The organism is Paenibacillus sp. FSL H7-689, from assembly GCF_000517905.1.
Taxonomy (GTDB): Bacteria; Bacillota; Bacilli; order Paenibacillales; family Paenibacillaceae; genus Paenibacillus; species Paenibacillus amylolyticus.
Genome location: NZ_ASPU01000005.1, coordinates 1 through 18,170, shown reverse-complemented (window position 1 = coordinate 18,170; position 18,170 = coordinate 1). Strand labels below are relative to the sequence as shown.

Annotated in this window: 16 protein-coding genes and 1 riboswitch; of the genes, 7 read left to right on the top strand and 9 right to left on the bottom strand. The window is 47.7% G+C overall.

Features of this window, described 5'->3' with window-relative positions:
- Window positions 1-344 precede the first annotated feature (344 nt).
- The 7 genes from C170_RS02845 to C170_RS02815 all read right to left on the bottom strand — a co-directional run bounded on the left by C170_RS02845 (window position 345) and on the right by C170_RS02815 (window position 8,197).
- The gene (locus C170_RS02845) at window positions 345-1,202 is read right to left on the bottom strand and encodes a MetQ/NlpA family ABC transporter substrate-binding protein (protein WP_081745836.1); all 858 of its coding nucleotides are present in this window, start codon (window positions 1,200-1,202) and stop codon (window positions 345-347) included.
- A 46-nt stretch (window positions 1,203-1,248) separates the two neighbouring features.
- Entirely contained in the window at window positions 1,249-1,920 is a 672-nt protein-coding gene (locus C170_RS02840) for a methionine ABC transporter permease (protein ID WP_036606156.1), read from the bottom strand.
- Window positions 1,917-2,726 (bottom strand): methionine ABC transporter ATP-binding protein, encoded by an 810-nt coding sequence (locus C170_RS02835; protein ID WP_051446961.1) that lies wholly within the window; start codon window positions 2,724-2,726, stop codon window positions 1,917-1,919. The genes C170_RS02840 and C170_RS02835 overlap by 4 nt, the downstream gene beginning before the upstream one ends.
- 131 nt (window positions 2,727-2,857) lie before the next feature.
- Window positions 2,858-5,161 carry an outer membrane protein assembly factor BamB family protein gene (locus C170_RS02830; RefSeq protein ID WP_036606155.1) on the bottom strand — a complete coding sequence of 768 codons (2,304 nt, stop codon included), beginning with the start codon at window positions 5,159-5,161 and terminating at the stop codon, window positions 2,858-2,860.
- Window positions 5,162-5,262: 101 nt separating this feature from the next.
- Window positions 5,263-6,057: an energy-coupling factor transporter transmembrane component T family protein gene (locus tag C170_RS02825; RefSeq protein WP_036606154.1), complete on the bottom strand. Its 795-nt coding sequence runs from the start codon at window positions 6,055-6,057 to the stop codon at window positions 5,263-5,265.
- On the bottom strand, window positions 6,032-7,603 hold the full coding sequence (locus C170_RS02820; RefSeq protein ID WP_036606153.1) for an ABC transporter ATP-binding protein: 1,572 nt from the start codon (window positions 7,601-7,603) through the stop codon (window positions 6,032-6,034). The genes C170_RS02825 and C170_RS02820 overlap by 26 nt, the downstream gene beginning before the upstream one ends.
- Window positions 7,604-8,197 carry an ECF transporter S component gene (locus C170_RS02815; protein WP_036606152.1) on the bottom strand — a complete coding sequence of 198 codons (594 nt, stop codon included), beginning with the start codon at window positions 8,195-8,197 and terminating at the stop codon, window positions 7,604-7,606.
- A gap of 506 nt (window positions 8,198-8,703) precedes the next feature.
- On the opposite strand from C170_RS02815, the gene C170_RS02810 reads away from it, so the two are divergent.
- Entirely contained in the window at window positions 8,704-9,657 is a 954-nt protein-coding gene (locus tag C170_RS02810; protein WP_051446960.1) for a copper amine oxidase N-terminal domain-containing protein, read from the top strand.
- A gap of 181 nt (window positions 9,658-9,838) precedes the next feature.
- Here C170_RS02810 and C170_RS02805 read toward each other — a convergent pair whose 3' ends face one another.
- Both C170_RS02805 and C170_RS02800 read right to left on the bottom strand, forming a co-directional pair.
- The gene (locus C170_RS02805) at window positions 9,839-10,507 is read right to left on the bottom strand and encodes a pectate lyase (protein WP_036606151.1); all 669 of its coding nucleotides are present in this window, start codon (window positions 10,505-10,507) and stop codon (window positions 9,839-9,841) included.
- Window positions 10,508-10,854: 347 nt separating this feature from the next.
- Window positions 10,855-11,730, bottom strand: a complete 876-nt coding sequence (locus tag C170_RS02800; protein WP_036606150.1) for a radical SAM/SPASM domain-containing protein — start codon at window positions 11,728-11,730, stop codon at window positions 10,855-10,857.
- 217 nt (window positions 11,731-11,947) lie between these two features.
- A riboswitch (TPP riboswitch) is annotated at window positions 11,948-12,050 on the top strand.
- A 158-nt stretch (window positions 12,051-12,208) separates the two neighbouring features.
- Here C170_RS02800 and C170_RS02795 point away from each other — a divergent pair.
- From C170_RS02795 to thiE, 6 genes are all read left to right on the top strand, one after another.
- Window positions 12,209-12,973: an ABC transporter ATP-binding protein gene (locus C170_RS02795; RefSeq protein ID WP_036606149.1), complete on the top strand. Its 765-nt coding sequence runs from the start codon at window positions 12,209-12,211 to the stop codon at window positions 12,971-12,973.
- Complete coding sequence (locus tag C170_RS02790; RefSeq protein ID WP_235200704.1) at window positions 12,963-13,790, top strand: ABC transporter permease; 828 nt, start codon at window positions 12,963-12,965, stop codon at window positions 13,788-13,790. Before C170_RS02795 ends, C170_RS02790 begins: the two co-directional genes overlap by 11 nt.
- A 167-nt stretch (window positions 13,791-13,957) precedes the next feature.
- A complete protein-coding gene (locus tag C170_RS02785) occupies window positions 13,958-15,031 on the top strand; it encodes an ABC transporter substrate-binding protein (RefSeq protein ID WP_036606148.1) in 1,074 nt (357 codons plus the stop codon).
- A gap of 926 nt (window positions 15,032-15,957) precedes the next feature.
- Window positions 15,958-16,770, top strand: a complete 813-nt coding sequence (gene thiM, locus C170_RS02780; protein WP_036606147.1) for a hydroxyethylthiazole kinase — start codon at window positions 15,958-15,960, stop codon at window positions 16,768-16,770.
- On the top strand, window positions 16,767-17,579 hold the full coding sequence (gene thiD / locus C170_RS02775; RefSeq protein ID WP_036606146.1) for a bifunctional hydroxymethylpyrimidine kinase/phosphomethylpyrimidine kinase: 813 nt from the start codon (window positions 16,767-16,769) through the stop codon (window positions 17,577-17,579). The genes thiM and thiD overlap by 4 nt, the downstream gene beginning before the upstream one ends.
- Window positions 17,579-18,170: thiamine phosphate synthase (gene thiE / locus C170_RS02770; protein ID WP_036606145.1), on the top strand; the 592-nt coding region annotated here is incomplete at its 3' end. The genes thiD and thiE, both read left to right, overlap by 1 nt.

Below are 18,170 nucleotides of genomic sequence, written 5' to 3'. Positions count from 1 at the left end.
CTCCGATGACAGAACAACCTTCCAATCGCTGAATGATTCATACAACTTATATAGCTCTTGTATAGCTCTCATAGATTGTAAACCATCTTTTCAAAAAACTAGGTCTCACTTCTTGTGAAAAACACTCTTTACACTACAAAACTCGAACAAATCTCTTAATTTATAATCCAAAAGAACTATTTTCAAACAAATTATACGAAAAAACTATTAAATAAAGTGTTCCGGGGATATGACCAAATTGTTAACTTTCTAAATACTTGTTAATAAGCACGCGGACGACAAAAAAAAGATCCAAGCGTTATCGCTCAGATCTAAAGGTTATTTACATTGGACCAACGTATTCTCTATTTAAATGCCGGGATCGCGATATCTGCATATTTCTCTTCGAAGAAGGCTTTGACCTCTGGACCCGCCATGCGTTTGGCCAGCTTCTGGATCGCTTCGGAGTCCTTGTTATCCTCACGGGCAACCATGGTGATCGCAAAATGGGAATCATCCTTCTCGGTTAACAATGCATCCTTTTTCGGTGTAAGACCAAGCGGACTGGCATATGCCGGAGTCATGGCTACCAGATCAGCATCATCCATCATGCGAGCCAGCATCAACAAATCCACTTCCTCAAACTTGAAGTTCTTTGTATTCTCGGTGATGTCTGCCTGTGTGGCGTTAAAACCTACGCCCTCTTTCAGCTTAATCAATCCGTTCTGCTCCAGCATCACAAGAGAGCGACCAATGTTGGAAGGATCGTTTGCAATTGCAATCGTTGCACCTTCTGGCAATTCCTCAATCGTTTTGTACTTTTTGGAGTAGCCGCCATAAATGGCATTATAGATAGGCTGTACAGCCACCAGATTAGCATTGTTCGCTTCATTATACTGGGTCATGTAAGGCACGTGTTGGAAGAAATTTGCATCCACTTCCTTGTTCGCCAGTGCCGTATTCGGCTGTACGTTATCTGATAACACAACAACTTCCAGGTTAACGCCATCTTCCTTCAATAGCGGTTTAACAATATCGAGCACATCTGTCATCGGTGGAATCAACGTGGCTACCTTCAGCGTAACTTCTTGTGCAGCTTGTGTATCTTCTTTTGTTCCTTCAGCCGCAGGTGTTTCTTCTTTTTTGCCACAAGCAGCTACAACCAGCATTACTGCAAGCAACATAAGCATCATTTTCACTTTCATTTCATGTCTACCCCTCATCGTATAATCTGTATTGGTTATTCGTAATAATGCACGGTCCAACCGTTCAGGATCTGCGATCCAGCCAGTGGGACAGTCTGCTACCTGTGAATTGGATCATCTGTACCAGGATAATCATAATGATGATCGTAAATACCATAATCTCCGTTTCGAAGCGCTGATAACCGTAGCGAATGGCAAAATCGCCAACCCCGCCGCCACCTACAATACCCATCACCGTCGAGTAAGAGATGAAGCTAATCGTAGCTGTCGTGAGTCCCAGTACAAGACCAGATCGTGCCTCCACGTACAAGAATTTCACCACAAGTTGCATCGTTGATGCCCCCATGGAAGCAGCAGCTTCAACCACTCCCCTCGGTACATCCAGCAACGCTTGTTCCACCAGTCTGGCGTAGTAGGCAATCGCAATAACCGAGAGTGGCACGGTTGCCGCCAGTGTACCTATGGATGTTCCCACAACAATCCGAGTGAATGGAATCATGAATACAACCAGTAGTAAGAATGGAAACGAACGAACGATGTTAACGATACTTCCGAGTACAAAGGACAGCGTTTGGTTCTGATACCGTTGTCCTCTCCGAAATAAGTACAACAGAGTACCCAGAGGTAACCCAATCAGAACAGCTGCCGCAATGGAGATGCCCACCATGACAAAAGTCTCTCCGATCGCCTGCCATATCTCATGCTGATATTTCAGCACAGACTCAGGTAACTTCATGACTTGTCCTCCTGTTCTGCCTGACGGAACAGAGACGAACCTGTCATCCCGTATTCGTCCCCCGCAAGCAAGGAGGTCAGCAGATCAGGCTGCGGAGCAGGGATACTGCTCACTTCCGCTTTAGACAACGTACGAACGAGTCGCCCATCCTTCATGACGGATATCCTGTGACATAGTCTGCGAGCCACTTCCATCTCATGCGTCACTACAACAATGGTCACGCCCAGCGTTTCATTGATATGACGCAGCACATCCAGGATACCGTTCGTGGTCTGTGGATCAAGCGAAGAGGTCGGTTCATCACAGAGCAGCACATCCGGACGACTGGCCAGCGCTCGTGCAATCGCCACACGCTGCTTCTGTCCTCCGCTAAGCTGAGCAGGATATTGACCCGCCTTGTCTTCCAGTCCAACAAACCGCAACACCTCAAGTCCACGTTCAACTCGCTGCGCACGGGGCGTACCCGCAAGCTCCAATGGCATGCAGACATTGCCACTCACCGTTCGGTTACTGACAAGATTGAAGTGTTGAAAGATCATGCCAATGGATCTTCGTGCCTGACGCAGACTCTGTTCATTCATCTGGGTCAGGTGCTGCCCATTCACAACAACCTCACCATCATCCGGCTTTTCCAATCCGTTGAGCATCCGCAGAAGTGTGGATTTGCCTGCACCACTTGATCCGATGATGCCATGTATTTCTCCTTGTCCCACTTCGAGGGACACCGAGCTTAATGCTTCGAATCCCTGATCTGCACGGGAACCGCGCTCGATATAACGTTTGCTTACACCATATAATGAGATCATGGAGAGTCCTCCCGTGAATGATCATGCATGGTTCTTCAAGAACACATGAAGAAAGCCCGCACAGCCGATAACCGGAGCGCGAGCAAGCCTGTTCATTTATAATAAATCAACATCCCTTACGAGACAAGCTTTTAAGGTGAGATTGCCTCCTGCAGGCGGCTGGCTTCATATACACGAAAACGTCCGTTGGACGAACCCACATAGACTTCATTACCGATCCGGTTAATCATTCCATTCTTCGCATCCCGGTCCCGGTGCTCCGGGTTTCCCATCACAACGTCATGTACACGACCTAACAGTGCTCCATTCTTTTTGTTCATTACGAGCAGATTCTCGTCCATGGGCAACAGCAACTGATCATCAATGACCAGATAACTTCCCTGATTCGTCGGATGCCTTAGTGTTGCAATCGTATCTTTGGCATTCCAACGCGTCTCCCCCGTTTTATAATCCACAGCCGCCAGGTAGCCATTCTTAATCACATACATCTGATCCTCTTCCACCAGTCCTCGTTCAATCTTGCCCTTGTGCGTCCAGCGTGTTGTGCCTGTCTTGGCATCATACAGGGTGGTTGTAAAATCTTCATATTCTCCGTAATGATTGCCATTCTTGTTCTCACGGATCAACAGCATGCCATCATTCAGCTCCTCAAATCTCTGTCCTACCCGAGCAGGGAATTGGGCAAGCTTTTTCCCCGTGTTCAGATCAAGCAGAAGCCACTGATTATCTAGTGATAGCCATCTTTCAGCATTCGTGGTTGCAAAGGGATCAAGACGTTCAATTCCACCAGTATATGGATCATTCCAAAATTGTTCTATGGTGGATCGTTTGCCCTTCAAGCTCCATACGGTTCGGCCCGATTGCGGATCGACTGCAACCAGCTTATTCTTTTCCCAATACAACACATAGGGGTCATCTGCACTCTTGTTCAATATTTCATAACCCGTAGCCAGTTTTCGCGTCCACAATGTTTTTCCGTTTGCACTGTCCAGAACCGTTAACCAACTGTTGCTTGAGCTCTCAACAACCGGGTTATCCACAACCACAACGTTCTTAGCAGCGGTGATGCCATTTAGTCTAAAATTTTGCTTAGGAGTGTACGTCCACATGACCTTTCCGTTCTTCAAGTTCAGATGACGAATACGATCCACGTATTTTTTCTTATCAGGGTCATAATCGGTGTAGATTGTAACGTATTTGCGCTCTGCATCCACCTCTGCCTGCTGTCTTCCAAAGCCCCCATTAATCCCCCATAATTTCTGGCCCGAATGTCGGTCAAGAGCATATATGGAACCTTCGTAGTAATCCCCGCTAAATCCACCGTCATCCCCTTTCATCAGGAGTACATCATCCGTGGCTGCTTGTAAAAAAGTGTAGTTAATATCCCCCTGGTTGGTCCATACCGGTTTCCAAGGGATTGTCGTTGGCAGTGTTGTGCCATAGATTTTTGTTGTGAACCCATATTCATCCGCCCGACTGATGTTCCAATCGGAAACGACAGCATTTCGATTATCCTGTGCTAAATTCCAGCGTGTTCTGACCAGTCTGCCATTCTTGTTGAATGTGACCAGAAATTGCGCATCTTCCCGCTCATATCTCCAGGTCTGTCCAATACTCATTGAATAACCCGTGAAATTTAGATTGCTTGAACTCTCTTTCCAATCCGGCTCGCCTAACCACCCAGCCACTTGTTTGGAGGTGGTTGCCTTGTTCAGCTTAATATCTGTCAGATGGCGTATAACCGAAGTTGGCAGCGATGCATCCTGTTGGAACCAACCATCCGCCACATTCATCCGCTGTTCTATAGCCTGTGCCTTGATCCAGAAGAGTCCTGGCCGATACGTGGAGGATTCTTTATTCCAGACTCGTGGGGCAATGGAGACCCCATACCAGCCTTTCCACTTTGCAACAATAACAGCCTTATCTGTTAGCGCTTTCTCAAAAGACCAAGTTGTAGAACTATCCGGAGCCAGATACAGCTTGCTGCCTGATTGGAGTGTGAAGCTTTGGGGAGCTGTTTCCGTCATGCTTCTGCTCTCCTTCAGGGCATACCAACTTGGCAGCCAAAAGTCTCCATGCTCGGTTGACTTAAGCTGCACCCACTCACCTCGAACCGAGGCCAACGTATACTTTTCGTTTTTTGTTGTATAGTATTCAATCCCCAGCTTGTCAGCAGCCACACTGCCGTCCCTTCTGTTTTTGAACAGAGGGATGTCATTCATAAGCGTAACGGTGTCTCCTTGTTTGTAAGCTAACTTTGCAGTTAAGACTTGGGAACTTGCCCCCAATGCTTGTGGCGTTGTAGCCAAAGCTTGTCCTTCAAGGGCGACCATTTTGGAATCCAGCAGCATCCAGCCCGTCAACAGCACAGCTGATAATCCAGTCATGGTAATCCATTTGTACCCCGTTCTCTGCCAGTCAGGACCCGTCTTCACTCTCGTTCATCCCCATTCATTAGAAGTTATTTCCAATAGAGACGCAGTAAAAAGGAAAAAGTTACCGTTTACCTCAATATATTTCTATCTATCTGCCCGTATTACCTTACATCCACCATCGTAGCATGATAAGGAAAGGTAACCCCGATGTAATAAGCAGCTGTTAAGGTGAGCATATAATAAAATACAAACCACAGATCAGCTCTCGAATAGCCAATCTGAATGTAATACGTTCGGCTCGCGCCATCTGTGAACCCTTTCGCTTCCATCGCTACCGCCATTCGCTGTGCACGGCGAATACTCTGTGCCAGCAGCGGAATAGCGTAACGCTTGAGTGTACGATACACATTCCAGCGAGAGCCGCGTTGCTGTGTTCCACGAATACGAATCGCATAACGGAGCGTCTGGAATTCATCCAGCAAAATGGGGATCATGCGCATCGCGGCCAGAAAGCTATAGGCATATTTTGCGGGAAGCTTCCATTGCTGCATCAGGGAATAAAACAGCCGTACTGGTTTTGTCGTAAGACCAAAAAGCAACCCAGCCGCGGCCATAGTCAGCGAGCGAAAACCCAAGTGCAGACCGCGATAGAAACTCTCTTCGGTTATATGGATCAGTCCCCACTTATACCATGTGGTCTCGCCCTTACCAAACATCATCATGCCTGTAGACGTGGAGATAAACACCAGAATGAATGGTGATGCGTACAGCATCAATCTGTACCACGGATGACCTGTCCAGCACAGTAACAGTATCATCGCCAACGCAACGTTGGCCATTACATTCAGATTGTGAATGAGGATAACGATGACAAACATCATCGTCAGAATGATCATCTTTAATCCCGCATTGACGTTATGAAGCCAGGTTTCACGGTGAGGAAACGACAGTTGCATCAGATAACCTCCCCTCATCTACCGTCCAGATTCGGGTGCAATATCTTTTTACAATTTCACGATCATGGGTAACCATAACAATAGCTGTTCCCTCTCTCCGCAATTGCTCCAGCTGTGCTAACATGGCAAACGTATTGCGTGCATCCTGTCCAAAAGTAGGTTCATCCAACAGCAATATTCGCTGCTCTCTCACCAGTGCAGAGGCAACGCTCAAGCGTCGTTTCTGCCCCATCGATAATTGGTAGGGATGGCGCTCGGACAGGTCTATTAGCCCAAATTGATTCAACATATGATCAGTCCTGACAAGTCTTTCTTCCGTTGTCAGCCTGCCCCCCAGCAATGAGAATTCTACTTCTTCCGCGACCGTGTTGGTCACAAATTGAAACTCCGGGTTCTGAAATACAAACGCAATTCGATCTGCAAGCTGCTCCGTTTTGCCAGAAGGCTGACCTTCCACCTCATAATGACCTGTTGTTTTCAGGATATTCATCAGAGATAACAACAATGAACTCTTGCCAGCTCCATTAGCTCCGACAATACCAATCCAGTCTCCATGCCATACCTTGGCCTGCTCCACCTGAATGAAAGGTGTTTTCCCACGCCATCCGGTGAACTGTTGCAAGTCCAGTGCAGGCTGGTAGGCGGGTGATAAAGGCGATAAGGATGAGACGTGAGATATGAGGGATATACCCGGTGTATCGGATAAGCCAGACGATCGCTGTGCTTCCAAACTTGAGATGCCGTGATCCACACACACTTGAATCTCTCCAGAAGCACTTCCCTCTTCTTGCCTAGCTGCCTGCTCTTGCTCCTCCCATATGCCTGGATACCAGATTCCATAAGCCTTCAGCTTGCCCCGTTCATCCGTAAATACCTGCTGTGCTGGCCCATCCGCCACAATCTTTCCTTCAGGTGATAACACAATGATGCGGTCGACCATATCCACAATCTCGTTTATTTTGTGTTCAACGATGATGGTCGTTTTGTCACTGGCGATTCGTTTGACGGTATCCCACACCTGGGAAGTCCCCTCATCATCCAGCAGTGCAGTGGGTTCATCCAAAAACAATACCTCCGGGTCCATGGCAAGCATCGAAGCAATCGCAAGACGCTGCTTCATCCCCTGAGACATGGACTGGATCAATACACGATTCTGTTCAAAGGATAACCCCACTTGTTTCAGATAATATTCAATCAGAGCAGGCATCTCTTCACGCGGAATATTTCGGTTTTCCAGAACAAATGCGATCTCTTCATCCGTAAAGGACATACAGAACTGGGTATCCGGATCTTGAAAGACCACTCCTGCTTTGGCGGGAACCTGAATATCATCACATTTCATCGGAATCTCAACCGAACGTGGTATCAGACCGCTCAGAATTTGCAATAACGTTGATTTACCGGAGCCACTCGGGCCAAGCAACAGCACTTTCTCTCCTTGACGCACAGAAAGAGACAAGCCTTGAAATACCAAGGCTTTCTCTCCCGGGAACTTGCATCTTAGATTAGTCACACTTACCGCTTGCGAATTCTCTTCCCCGTTCATCTAATCCAGCGCCTCATAATCTTGTTTGGATACCGGTCTGAGCGAACGCGTTACACCAGTCAGTTCCAATGCTTTGGCGAGATAATAAGCGAACACTCCAGCAATCAAGATGCTTCCAATGAAGCGGAATCCGATAAATAACGTGTAGTTCCAGGCCGAGAGTGAATCAATATACCCGTACTGGTAATCCAGCAAAAGCGAAGTCGCTGCGGCTCCTATGGCTGCAAGACAGGTGACAAACAGATTGGTTTTGCGATACAAAAATGCGGCGAAGAATATCTCGGCTCCCAATCCTTGCAACAGACCGTATACAAGTGTGGACATGCCCCATTCACTACCCAGAAAAGCACTTACCGTTGATGCCGCAACTTCGGCAAGAATAGCCACGCCTGGTTTACGAATGATAACAAAAGCAAACGTGCCCGCCATAAACCACATGCCGTAGATCATCTGCTCCGCATGAACACCAAATGGTTTCATCAAGTCATATGTAGGTCCCCATATCTTGTAAATTACCCCAAACACTACTGCGATCACGATGGTTACCAGAATATCCGTTAGTTTCAATCGCTTGTTGCCTGCTGTTGTTGCCATGTTCTCTACGTCCTTCCTTTGTTCCCTGTGGGGGTTATCAAATTAAACGAAAAAGCCTCCCCGGTTCCGGGCAGGCCTTACGTACAGTGGACAATCTTCACAATGATGTATTGGATGGATGTCGGAAATACGGAATATCAACCAGCACCCCTCCGCCCTGGCAGATACACCACCACAGTTCAAAGAGGTCTGTTGTTCATCCACGTTCATTCCCACAATTCACCCTTACATATCGCAAATCCATGTTCTCTACGCTGGCATTACCCAGATCAGATGTACGGTCAGCGGCACAAGGCCACTCTCTCAGCCCAACTTCATTGAGCTCCCGGTTCACTTATTTCATTGCTTCTAATGTACATCAGATGGGTATTTGTGGCAATCCCTAGAAAAAGCATCATACTTCATTTGGGGTAACAGGGGAAAGAATCTGATGGTTCACTTTCCATAATATGAAACATTTAGGTTATGTAGTCCGTCTTAAACATTTAGAAGGGAGATTGATAGTGATGAAAGATTACAATTCTGTTTGGCAACTTAAAACATGGAAAATGGTCCTTGCCGCTTCGATACTCACCGCAGGCACGGCACCTGCCTTACTCTCATCCACTGTGGCGGAAGCCGCAACAACTAAACCTAAACCGACAGCTTATATTAACAATGTTCAAGCTCAATATGATGTTGTCATACGGCAGGGTATTACGTACGTGGCATTGACGGAGCTTCAATTCCTCGGCAACTATACGTTTGGTTACAATAACAAAACAAAAGAGATCAGCATTAGCACAGGCAGCGATAAGTATGTCCTTACACCTAACAGCAAAACAATGAAGAAAAACGGTCAGAATGCGACATTATCCTCAGCGCCGATTCTGGTGAATGGTAAAGCGATGCTTCCGCTCCGTGCCATCGGTGAAGCTTTTGGTGCCAAGGTGCAGTGGAACCAGAAGGCCAAGGAAGCCTACATTTACACTACCGACGCTACGATTGTAAAAGAATATAACAGTTCCGATCTGACTGTGGCGCGTGAAGCCGCACTGCATCTGCCACGCTTCTCTGAACTGGGACAAGCAAGTCTGGACATTCGCAATCCTTTGGGTCCGGTGGATTCATCCATTGAATACATCTTTGAGCAAGGTAAAAAAGATCGTTTCTTCGTTGTTGAGGATAACGATCTGATCAGTTATTATATCCTTAAAAATGGAAGTGCACTGCTACAATGGCAGGCTAACATCAGCAAAAATGCCGGAACCATCGGTGACCTGTTCTTTATTAAAAACAAAGCCGTTGCTGAAGCAGGGACTCGTCCTTCCGTAGCAGGTCAAACACTCGTATCATTTAAGTACTCTCGCATGCTTGAAGAAACCTCTTACGAAATCATGAACAAATTGGGCTCTATTGATACCGGTTCTGTTGTCCCCGAGAAAGGCAAAGTCATCGTTGAAGTTCCGGGAGAGCAATAATTTGAGCATCCTCTATAAAACATTGCTCAGCAGAACTATACTATGACATCTGCATTACAAAGAGCGTCCCACAAAGTCATTGTAACAATGACCTTGGAACGCTCTTTTTGGCGTTATATTTTAACTTCAAATTACAAGCAGAGCTTAAACTTTTACCAACTCCAGCGATTCAATCTTCTGTCTAATATTGCGTGTTCCCAGACTGGCTCGTTTTCCCTGAAGCAAACCCCTTGAACAACGTTGGTACTTTGGAATAACGGGTATTCGTAATTTTCCCTTGTGATGTGCTGCTGTCTGTACGCATAATCGAATCTTTCACATTGGAAATGTTGGAGTTATCCAGCGTCATGTTAACTGCGAAGGAAGTTCCACCATTTTGGCGAACCAGTTTGCCAATATCATCTGCACGGAAATTTTTGATGTTAATTGTTCCAGCTGCATTCATCTGGAACACTTTATCATAAGCCTTATACGCTGCCCCACCGGTAATGTTAACCGTTCCGGCAGACTTCAATGTCAGTGCATCCTCGCCCACGTCCTGCCAGACCACATTCGATATATTACAGTTGCCATAACAGTGAACACCATCAGCAGCTGGTGATCCAATGTTTACGTTTTTGAGCGTGGCCCCTGCCTCCAGACGGAAGACTGGCTTCTGATTTTCTGCTTGAGATCCGTCGCCCAGTGTGGAAGGATTAGCTACAAATGTTTTGCCTTGACCATCATAGGTCGTGCCCTTTGGAACCACAATGGTTGAATTTACAACCGTAGGCGCAGCCGCAGCCGGAACTGCACCAAATATAGAAGCAACCAAACCAGCGGACAGTAACAACGTCAACATTTTTTTCATAACTTTATTCCTCCCTTATTCTCTCGTTTTTTGGTAGTGTACAGCCTGGGCTTGTACTGGAAGATCGTCAGAGGTGCACCTCTGTCCGATCTACAACCTAATCTTACCAAATAAGGGAGGTAACTAGAATAATCATTAGATCAGATATATCATGACAACGCACAATCCCTGTCATATCGGCATTTTTTGCATATCAGGTTTCTCAAACAATATGCTGATATCAACCTCTGGTATGCTCATTTGTAACGTATGTACCCCTCACTTAATCCCCAATAACAAAAAAAGACCACTACATTTGTCTCCAAATGTGTGATCTTGAATGTCTTCTGGCTTGCTGATATAAAATATCAGGCTCCAAATCTCTGACGATAACCGCACTTTCTACACAACTCTTCTACAGCTTCGCGTTTGGAGAAGCCATATACCAGATTGTTCGCTCGCTCACCCTCAATAATCTCCGAGAATGACTTCTCGTGCACATTACCCAGGTTAATCACACCCTCGCCATCGAGACAGCATGGAACCACCGTTCCATCTACAAGCACAGCTGCCTGACCGCGAAGTGCATGGCAAAAGCCTTTACCGTCATCTTCAGGCGCATCCAGACTTGGCCACTGGAACTCATGGTCCTGATTCAGGTATACATTCGGGGCAATTTTGACCCCACTGCCTGGAACTACTTTTTCCTCAATGCGGAAGTCGAGATTGAATTCACGTTCCAATACTTCAAGGGTCTCCCGATTTCGATTCATCTGAGCATTTGTGAAGTTATCCTGCGTCAGATTCCAAAGTCGGAATGAGATGATGACATTGTGCTTAACGGCCTCGTGTACAAAGGACAAAATATGACGCAGGTATCCGTCACGATCTGTTGAACCTTCATGCCCATCGAAGCTGTGCAGGGAGAAATTCATCTGCCGCAGCGCCGGTTTGCCAAGCAATTTATGCTGAGTCTTGGGCAGCAGTGTACCATTCGTTGTAATGTTCACCTTGAGTCCCTTCTCATGTGCGGAATCGAGCAACAGATCTATTTTGGGATGCAACAAGGGTTCACCTTTGACATGTAGATAAATATGATTGGTGTGTGGTTTAACTTGATCCAGTATATTGTTGAAGACTTCAGGATCAATGAATCCTTTGGCACGCTGTGTCTGCGGACAGAAGCTGCATGCCAGATTGCAGATACTCGTGATCTCAATATATACTTTTTTGAACGTTTTCAACTCGGGTCCCCATTCTGCTTCGGAGGGAGAACAATCCCGCCTGCATTTGTGATCCGGCCAATATGCGCCACCACTATTATATCGGGTTAGGGAGCCCAGGTAAATTGTTCAGTTGTTCGGGTCTGACTCCAAGTTCATCTCAAGAATTCTATCACGCTGCCTCTTTACAGTTCATGTTCAAGTGATATATGCTGAACACACAACTGCATATCTTGAACTTTTGCACTAGGGGAGCCTTGCGGCTGAGACGAATATGACTATTCGGACCCTTTGAACCTGATCTGGATCATACCAGCGGAGGGAAGTGGAGCGGCCTTTTAGTAAGCGGAATTTTTTCATGTATGTGAAGATAAATTGCGGATTTAACTTACAGACCCACTCATTTCTCCGGAAATGGGTGGGTCTTTTTTGTTCCTTTTGCAGAGTATAGGATGCCGTTGTTATTGCAGCAGTCTGACATCAAGGGGGTGAGGATCAGATGTATAACCATGTAACCATTCACAACGTAAGCTTTGCTTTTCCCGAAAAAAAGGATTCCCCTGTGCTCTCCAATGTGTCGCTTCAGGTTCAACAAGGAGAATTTGTCTCGCTCATCGGCTCCAGCGGATCAGGTAAAAGCACGCTCTTCAAGCTGCTCGCAGGCTTGCATGAACCAACGGTTGGCACCATCGATATAGCTGATGTCCCGCAAGGACAACGGCTCGGACGAGTCGCCTATATGCCACAGAAAGATCTGCTGTTATCCTGGCGAACCGTCATGGAGAACTGCATGCTTCCTTCCGAGTTTGCACCAGGCCGACAGGACAAGGACAAGTTACGTGCCAACATCCTAGCTGGATTGGCAAGGTTCGGCCTGTCGGGTTATGAACAGGCCTATCCAGATGAATTGTCCGGCGGCATGCGGCAGCGGGTGGCATTGCTTCGTACCTTGCTTACAGGCGGGCAGCTCATGTTGCTGGATGAACCCTTCGGTGCACTCGACGCATTAACCAAACGAGAAATGCATCGCTGGTTGCTGGAGCTGTGGGAGAGCTTTGGCCAAACCGTGATGTTCATTACACATGACATCGAAGAAGCCCTGCTGTTAAGTGACCGTATCATTCTGTTAACTCCAGGAGGGCAAGGTCAGCAGTTGCAGGAGATGACGGTTCCTTTACCACGCCCAAGGCATTCGGACATGATCTACGAACCGGCTCTCGTGCAGATGAGGCAACAACTGGAGGAACAATTGCATGCACGATAGAGCTGAGGTTAGCGTCTGGACGTGGTGTTCAAAGTGGCTCTCGAGGTCGTTTTCCCAATATGGTCTGTTCATTATGCTCATGTTCTTATTACTGGCGATCTGGGAAGTGATTGTGCGTATGGGATGGGTGCCCTCCTTCATCATTCCTGCACCCACGGCCATCGTAAGCTCACTGGTTAAGCATCGCCGTCTGCTGTTGACCATCCATCTGCCTGCTACCTTTATGGAGGTTGTTGTTGGTTTTGTCTTGTCCATAGTGACTGGAATTACGCTGGCAACAGGCATGCATATGAACCGATCGATTGAAAAGGCATTGTATCCCTTCATTGTAATTAGTCAGACCATCCCGCTGATCGCCTTGTCCCCCGTATTTATCTTGTGGTTTGGTTACACGTTGTGGAGCAAAGTCGCGGTGGTATTTTTAATCGCATTCTTCCCCATTGTGGTCAGTACCTACGATGGACTCCGCCAAGGCGATCCGGAGCAGCGTGAACTACTGCTCACCATGGGCGCCAACAAGTGGGATATTTTTTGCAAACTCCAGGTTCCGCTGGCACTTCCCTCTTTTTTCTCGGGGCTAAAGATGTCTGTGGTGTACTGCGTGGTTGGGGCAACGATTGGCGAATGGCTCGGTGGTAGCAAAGGTCTAGGGTACTTCAGCCGTCGTATGTCCAGCAACATGAACACGGATGCGATGTTTGCCGCCATTTTGCTGTTATCCCTGCTTGGGATCGTTTTGTTTGTACTGATTACCTGGCTGGAGAAACGATTTAGCATACGGCGTCATCGTCATGGAGGCAAAAGAAAGGTTGGATAATACTTAGACAGAAATTAGATGTAAATACAGTAGTTACAATCTTCAAAACAAAACATATCTTATGCACAATTTCAGCAGCATCTTCAATCAGTTCACTGTCACATTATCGTTAACATGCTGCTGTCCATTTTCTACAAATCAAAACGATGAAATGAGGAACTTCATTTATGAATAACAAAGGTATATACTCCTTGCTTCCCATCATGCTAATTAGCCTTTTCCTGATCATTAGCGGATGCAGCACCACGAATACTAGCAAAAACACGCCAACAACAGACTCTGCAACTAATGCACAGCAAACAGATCCGTCTGCAACCGAACCAACATCAGAGGCCAAAGATAAACTGTCTATCATGCTCGACTGGTACCCGAATGCAGTACACTCCTTCATCTATGTGGCTCAGGAAAAAGGATACTTTGCAGACCAAGGTCTGGATGTCGAAATTCAGATGCCTGCGGATACCAATGATTCGCTCAAACTTGTTGCTGCCGGAAAAATTGATCTGGCCCTAAGCTACCAGCCCCAAATCTTGCTCGCGCGTGGCGAGAACATTCCTGTACGTTCCATTGCTGCTGTTGTTCGGCACCCGCTTGTGCATCTGTTGACCGAAGCGAATGGCAACGTAAGTTCACCCAAAGATCTTGAAGAAAAGACTGTTGGTTATTCCTCCATTCCTCTGTACGAAGCGATGGTACGCACGATGATCAGTAAGGATGGCGGCAATCCCGACAACATAAATCTGGTCGACGTTGGGTTCGATCTGATTCCTTCGCTGGCTTCCGGACAGGCGGATGCGATTATGGGTGGTTTTATTAACCATGAACAATTGATTTTGGAGAAAGAAGGACATGCCATGAAATCGATTAACCCCGTCGATTATGGTGTGCCTGATTATTATGAATTGGTCCTGACTGCAAGTGAAGCTGGCATTGAAGCAAAAAAAGACCAACTTACCCGGTTCGTCAAAGCGGTCCAGGAAGGACAGAAATATGTGACTGAGCATCCAGAAGAAGCCTTGAGTATTCTGCTCGCTCATGAGAATGAAACATCACCGCTTGACCCGGAGATCGAAACCAAAAGCCTGGCAATTCTGCTACCACTCATGAATGAAGAAGGCCAACCATTTGGTCGGCAGGAAATGGAATCGTGGGAAAATGTACGTGCATGGCTCGTTGAACAGGATTTGATTCCTGAATCGGTGAAAGCCGAGGATGCTTTTATTACTCTGCAAGGAGAGTAAATAAAGGAGAGCAACGCGAATAAAGGAAAAGTGATTGAACATAAAGGGAATGAAAGCAATGTGATTAAAAGTAAAGTTAGCAAGAACGTGAGGATCGGATGCATAAAGGTTTGTGGAATGGAATTGGCCTGAAGCAAGCATCGGAGGATCAGAATTTATAACAATCCTAAGTGGCTTGATGTGCAATTGGGCAGCTTGATATGCGTTTGGGTGGCTTGTTGATATGTATTTGGTAATGTAATTAGCGCTTATCTTCAAGCCTACTGGGAGCTGAAACGCTCCTTAACTTGATCGAAACAGAGCATGCTACGACCGCTAACGAATCTGAGGCGTCCTATTCAGGGATTTGGAGCGGTTGCAGAAATCTAAAGAACCTGAAACATGTTATATCAGAATAAATAGCTGTTTGCAGCGTTTTGGTCAGGAGATTCTGGGAATAACGTGTCTGATGTTCCTTACATTTCAAAAGGAGGACCTGACAGCCAAATAAGACGTCCTGTGTTCTTTAGAAACATCGTCTGACCAGTCGTGCCCGATCATGCCCCAATCAGTTGGGTATCGACCAGCCTGGACCTCTTCAAGACACCGGTTGGATGCTAACATCCATCACACTATCTCTTGCCTGAGTTTGGAGAAATTCACTCTGTTCACTTTCTGTATTTTGTATCGTTTCGTTTTTTATTGTTTCGCTAGATATCGATCAGAATGATTCAATTTGTCTATATCCAGTTCCAAAAATCCATTTTAGTGAGTTATGAAATTGATTTAGATTTTACGTTTCTGCTTTTCCCGCATTAATGCATCTGGCTGTTGTTAGACTCTGCGCCCCAACTCAACAAGGCAACTCATATCCTATTATTCTGTTGAGTGACTCCAGATATCGGACTTCCGCCGATCGGGTTACTTCAAAACAAGGAGGAAATTATATGTCTTATCTGGAACGTGTTCGTACGCAAAATCCGCTGGTACACAATATCACTAACCTTGTCGTGGCTCCCTTCACAGCCAATGGTCTGCTTGCACTCGGTGCGTCCCCTTTTATGGCCTATGCTCATGAAGAGGTCGCTGATGTCGCCAAGATGTCAGGAGCCGTGGTACTCAACATCGGTACACTCGATGACAAAGTCGTTCAGGCAATCCGTCTGGCAGGCCAATCGGCTAATGCGCATCACGTGCCTGTGGTGCTTGATCCGGTTGGAGCTGGCGCAACCACTTATCGCACGGAAACCGTGCAAATGCTCGTTCGTGAACTTCGTCTCACGGTACTGCGCGGCAATGTGGCGGAGGTCGCCAATGTCATCGGTGAGAGTTGGAGTATTAAAGGTGTGGACGCAGGGTCAGGTGAGGGCGACCGAATCGGCATTGCGGAGCGGGCAGCGCATAAACTTGGCTGTATCGTGGTCATTACCGGAAAAGAAGATATTATTACTGATGGACAATCCACATTCCTCACGAGTAATGGTCATGCCCTGCTCACTCAGGTCACAGGTGCTGGCTGTCTACTCAGTTCGGTGATTGGTGCTTTTACAGCCATAGCGGAATCAGGAGCCGATCTTCTAGGCAGTGTTGTTGAAGCGCTCGCGTTTTATGGTGTAGCAGCTGAACTGGCGGCAGAGCGGACAACTCATCAGGGGCCGGGCAGCTTCCAGATTGAATTGTTGAATCAATTGGCACAAGTAACACCCGACCTCTTGGCAGAACGCTCACAGATCTGTCAGATCCGTGGAGGTGCAGTATGAGTATTGCTCAAGCGCTAACCATTGCAGGCTCCGATAACGGGGGCGGCGCAGGAATTCAGGCCGATCTAAAAACATTCCAGGAGCTTGGCGCATACGGCATGACCGTTATCACCGCTATTGCTGCCCAAAATACAACAGGTGTGCAGGGCGTTTTTCCCATCCCTTACGATGGCATTGCCCAGCAATTGGACTCGACCGGCGAAGACTTTCAACCAACCGCAACGAAGACTGGCATGTTATATAGTGCTGAGATTATTCGGCTAGTCGCTGAGAAATGGCAGCAATACCGTTGGTCGAATCTGGTCATCGACCCTGTGATGGTAGCCAAAGGTGGCGCCCCCCTTCTCCAGCAGGAAGCTGTAAAGGCGTTGGTTACGGATCTGTTGCCCCATGCCCTGATCACAACACCCAATATTCCGGAAGCGGAACTGCTTACCGGGATGTCTATCACCAATCTGAGCCAGCGGGAAGAAGCCGCAAGACGGATTGTACAGATGGGCTCAACGTATGCTTTGGTCAAAGGTGGTCATGATGAAGGAAGTGGCATGATCGTGGATGTGCTCTACGATGGGCAGTCTTTTCATTACCTGGAAAATGTTCGTGTGGTAACACGTCATACACATGGAACGGGGTGCACATACTCTGCTGCCATCACCGCAGAGTTAGCCAAGGGTTCACCTGTTCTGGCTGCCGTTACGACCGCGCGAGCATTCATTCAGGCAGCCATCGAAGATGAGCTGGGGATTGGGGCCGGACATGGGCCGACAAATCATTTTGCGTATCAGCGCAGACAGCGGGGTGAGCAGTGATGCACCCTTGGAATGCAGAAGCGGTACAACGCGCGATGCAGGTGTATTTAGTGATGGGCAGCGTCAATACAAAGCAAGACCCTATGGAAGTATTGCGCCAGGCCATTGCTGGCGGCATCACGCTGTTCCAGTTCCGTGAAAAGGGAACTGGCGCCCTGGTTGGCGAAGCTCGCATCACACTTGCGATGCGGCTTCGCGAGGTGTGCAGCCAGCACGGGGTCCCGTTCATCGTGAACGATGATGTGGAGCTGGCTGTAGCGGTGGAGGCCGACGGCGTGCATGTCGGCCAGGATGATGCGGACGCGGCGCTAGTACGCGCCCGCATTGGAGATGGGCGGATGCTTGGCGTATCCGCCCACTCCGTGGATGAGGCGCGCCGTGCGTTGCAGGCGGGCGCCAACTACCTTGGCGTCGGGCCCATGTACCCGACGCCCTCCAAAGCGGATGCCCACGCTGTGCTGGGCCCCGCAGTGGTGGCGGAACTGCGCGCCGCAGGCATCGCAGTTCCGATTGTGGGTATCGGCGGCATTACGCCCGATACCACGGCCGCCGTGATGGCGGCTGGAGCCGACGGAGTAGCCGTCATCTCCG